Source organism: Sutterella parvirubra YIT 11816, from assembly GCF_000250875.1.
GTDB classification, from domain to species: Bacteria; Pseudomonadota; Gammaproteobacteria; order Burkholderiales; family Burkholderiaceae_F; genus Sutterella; species Sutterella parvirubra.
In genome coordinates, this window is record NZ_JH604964.1 from 1,166 (window position 1) to 5,332 (window position 4,167).

General features: G+C 65.1%; 4 protein-coding genes. 2 read left to right on the forward strand and 2 right to left on the reverse strand.

Translation table 11 applies throughout. The features are described 5' to 3' along the window. Positions 1 to 679: AraC family transcriptional regulator (locus HMPREF9440_RS11415; protein WP_008542281.1), on the forward strand; the 679-nt coding region annotated here is incomplete at its 5' end. Positions 680 to 1,033: 354 nt separating this feature from the next. On the opposite strand, the gene HMPREF9440_RS05515 is transcribed toward HMPREF9440_RS11415, so the two are convergent. Next, positions 1,034 to 1,363: a cytochrome c3 family protein gene (locus HMPREF9440_RS05515; protein ID WP_008542285.1), complete on the reverse strand. Its 330-nt coding sequence runs from the start codon at positions 1,361 to 1,363 to the stop codon at positions 1,034 to 1,036. A 153-nt stretch (positions 1,364 to 1,516) separates the two neighbouring features. Then, entirely contained in the window at positions 1,517 to 3,073 is a 1,557-nt protein-coding gene (locus tag HMPREF9440_RS05520; protein ID WP_008542287.1) for an FAD-dependent oxidoreductase, read from the reverse strand. Between the two features lie 338 nt (positions 3,074 to 3,411). Between HMPREF9440_RS05520 and HMPREF9440_RS05525 the strand changes: the two genes are divergently transcribed. Next, positions 3,412 to 4,167 (forward strand): substrate-binding domain-containing protein (locus tag HMPREF9440_RS05525; protein ID WP_172634289.1); only part of this gene is annotated, 756 nt, incomplete at its 3' end.

A 4,167-nucleotide genomic window follows, 5' to 3' on the forward strand; every position in this document is an offset into this window, starting at 1 on the left:
GATCGTCACCGCCGTCGACGTGCCGTCGAACTACTGCGTCGTCGCGGAAAAGGACGGGAAGCCCATGGTGGGCGTCTCGATCAAACCCTCCGCCGACATCTTCGCGGAGCTTCTTCTCCAGATCGAAGAAAACGCTTCGAGCCCCGTCTTCAACCATCCGTGCGAGTGCGGCTTCATGACGTGCGGCGCGGACGAGGCGGTACTGTCCGCGTTCCTGCGGCTTGCCGAACTCCTCGACGACCCGGTGAAGGCGCCGCTGCTTTCCCCCATGATCATGCGCGAAATCCACATGCGGCTCCTTTTGGGCCCGCAGGGCCAGTACCTGCGCGGGATCTTTGCGTCCCACACCCGCACGACGCGCGTGCGCCGCGTGATCCGCCACCTTCAGGAGCACTACGACGAACCGTATTCGTTGGCGCAGCTCGCTGAAATGGCCGCGATGTCGCCCACGAACTTCCAACGCTGCTTCCGGGAAGTGACGCAGGTGAGCCCCTTGCAGTACCAGAAGCGCCTGCGTCTGGTGCAGGCGCAGCGCCTCATGCTCGCCGAAGGGATCGACGCCGCGAGCGCGGGCTTCCGCGTCGGCTACAAGAGCTCGGCGCAGTTCTCCCGCGACTACGCGCGGCTCTTCCAGGTGCCCCCGAAGCGCCACATCGCGCAGCTGCGCTCGGCCGGTTGATCAAGGCCGGTTGATTCTGACCGGTCCCTCAATGAAGAAGGCGGAGGTCGCCCACCCGGGCGGCCTCCGCCTGTTTCAACTCAGCAGTCACAGATCCTTGTTCATTCTTCGATCCCGCCGGGCGAACCCGCCGCATAGGGATGAAGGTGTCCGGACGAAGGCCGCGGGTTCTCCGCGCATAAAAACGCGCCCGCAGATGCAGAGACTGCGGGCGCCCGAAAGGAGGAGAGAGAGGAGAATCTGTTGTTCTTATTGGATTCTCATCCCGTACCGGACCAGGGTGAAGGGAGAGTGGAGGAGGAAGGCCGATGACCAGTCGGGAGACCCTTCCTCTTCGTCTTCAAGCCTGCCCGATTAGGGCACCTTGAAGTCGAACTGGTGGCACTGGTTGCAGAAGTTTTCGCTGTCGCTGTGGCCCATGTGGCAGCTGGCGCAGTCGAGTTCGTTGCCGTAGTGCGGGGAGACGTGCGGGTTCGTCGGCTTGACGTCCTTCGTCGAGGCGACGAGCGCGTCGACCTGGTGGCAGCCCGTGCAGGTCTGCGTCGTCACTTCGCCCTTGCCGTCGGGACCGTGGCAGCTCTTGCAGTCAAGGCCCATCTTCGTATGGTGGTCGGCAACGCCCGCGGAGGCCGCGGTGGCGAAGAGAAGCGCCGCAGCGGCGGCGATGATCGCTTGCTTGAACATTTGTCGTGAATCCGTTCTGGGTCAAATGGGGTCGGAACGCCTGGTGCGTTCCACGGGGGACCCGGATGCTTCGCCCGGGTCCCTCCGGGCTTATGGTCGGAAGGGGACCGGCCGCGGCTGGTGGGCCGGTCCTCCGTTCCTTCGAGGGGTTTCTTAGGCCATCTTCGCGAACTCTTCGCCCGCGATCATGCCGAAGGTGAGGGCGTCGATGACGGCCACCGTGCCCAGACGCGAAGCGCCGTGCACGCCGCCCGTGATTTCGCCGCCGGCGTAGAGGCCCTTGATCGGCTGGCCGGTCGTGGCGGAGATCACCTGCGCCTTCGGGTTGATGAGGACGCCGCCCATCGTGTGGTGGATCTTCGGGCAGCATTCGATGCCGTAGAACGGAGCCTTCTTGAGAGAGAGGCCGTTGTTGAACTTCAGAATGCGGTGGAAGTCCTTGTCGTCGTCGGCCTTGACGTACTCGTTGAACTTCTTGACTTCAGCGAGGAACGCTTCCTTCGGGATCTTGTAGTGGTCGGCCAAAGCTTCGAGCGTGTCGAACTTCGTGACCGTCTTCATTTCGAGCGGGAGCTTGACGAAGGACGGGTTGATCGAGTCGACGATTTCCTGGTCGGCGATGGCGATCGGGTAGTTTTCATCCTGGCCGATGACCTGGAAGAGCGCGTCCGACTTGATCTTGCGGCCGGCGTGTTCGTCCATGAAGCGCTTGCCGGTCTTGCGGTCGACGACGATGCCGTAGTCCATGCAGGCGTGGTTGACGAAGTTCACCGACACGCCGAAGCCCTTTTCACGCGGGTTGCAGTACGGGAGGAACTGCAGCCAGCAGAGCTGGAGCGGCATGGCGCCGATGCCCATGGCCTTGATGAGCACGCCGGCCGTGGCGCCGGGCTGGTTCGTGGAGTCGGTCGTCGGGACGACGCGCGGGTCCTGAACCTGACGGAATTCGATGTCGCGGGAGAAGCCGCCGGCGGCGAGCATCACGCCCTTCTTGGCGCGGATCGTGACGGCCTTGCCGGTCTTGTTGTCGCGGTCGTCGTTCGTGAGCTTCATGTCGAAGCGGTAGCCCGTGCGGGCCGTGACGCCGACGACGGCGCCGTCATCGTCGAGAACGAAGTCGTCGAACTTGGCGCGGGTGCGGATGGTGACGTTCGAGAGCTTCTTCAATTCAGCCTGCATCGGACGGATGTAGCCCGAGCCCGTGCCCGCCTTGATTTCGTAGGAGCGGGGAACCGAGTGGCCGGCTTCGAAGAGCATCTTGTTGGGCACGAATTCGCAGCCGCAGTCGACGACCATCTGGATCGTGTCGTTGCAGCGGTCGGCGATCGTGGCGAGGAGTTCCGTATGGTTGATGCCGAGACCGTCCTTCAGGCAGTCGGCGATGAAGAGTTCCTTGCTGTCTTCGATGCCCTGAGCCTTCTGAACGGGGTTCACCGGGCAGGCGACGTTGCCGCCGCAGATGGCGGAGTTGCCGCCGACGACGCTCATCTTTTCAATGATGAGGACCTTGAGACCGGCGCGGCCGGCTTTCAAAGCACAGGCCATGCCGGCGAAGCCGGAACCGACGATCACGACGTCGTACTCTTCGTCCCACTTCTGAATCTTCGAAGCAGGAATGCCGGCGTGGGCGGCGGCGGACGTCATGAGGGCGGCGGCAGCGGCGGCACCGGTCTTGAGGAAGCCTCGGCGGGCAAGATTCAATTCGGACATGGTTCTCTCCTATCTCCTTCTGAATGGTTGGAGGTTTGTCTGTCGTGATCCGGAGTTTGAACCTCTCGGCACCCATACCGTCCTATACCTTGGTGCATGGGGGTTCTCCCTAAGGCTTTCCGGAAGCCCCGGTTTCAGGCGAAAATGGCGGAATGTGCGGATCCGGAGATGCGCGGACCCCGGGTTCACCCCCATCGCTTTGGGGCCTGCCGGCCGGAGCCCGAAGGCTCCGGACGCGCCCGCTTCCGCCGTCCGATCGCCGCGCTCACAACGGCCATGGCGGCCATGGCGGCCGCCCCGATCTTCCGTTCCTCTTTCGACCATCACCATCCGAATCCATGCGAGAGCCCCGACACGACCGACGACCGACGAGCCCCGCGCGCCTCATGCGCCGCGGTGCGGCCGTGCTCGCCGCCTTGGCGCTCTCCGTCCAGACGGCGCCCGCCTTCTCCGCAGTTTCGGCGGACTCCGCGGATGAGGCCGCCCACCGGCATCCCATCCGGGAGGAGATGGCGGACGCGCTCTCGGGGGCGTCGCTCGACTTGTCCGAGATGCGCGCGCCCGTCGCCGAAGGCGAGCGGAGCTTCCGCGCGGACGAACTCCCCGCGCGCCCCGGCGACTTCTGGGTGGCGTTTGAGGACACGGGCGCGGGGGAAGACGCGTTTCGCCAGAGTCTCGCCCCCTTGGTCGAGAGCCTGCGCGAGCGCCACCCCGACCGCCGCGTCGTCGTGACGCGGATCCCCTCGGTCAACTTCGCGGAGGAAGTCCGCCGCCGCGGGATCCCCTTCGTGATGTCGACCTCCGGGACGATGGTGAGCCTCATGCAGGAGGCGAACGTCGTCCCGTTGGCGAGCCGCGGCGGGGACGCCGGGGCGCTCCTCGTCGTGCGCAGGAACCCCGACCCCGAAGCGAAGCCCGTGACGCTCGCCGACATGAAGGGAAAGCGCCTCGCCTACGCCGACGCGAGCGCCTTCGGGCCCAAAAGTTGGCTGGACGTGCGCGTCATGCAGCTGGACGAAGACCCCGAAACCTTCTGGGGCCAGACCGAACGGCGCGCGCGGGTGTTCCCCGACGTGCTGACGCCCTTGTCGACC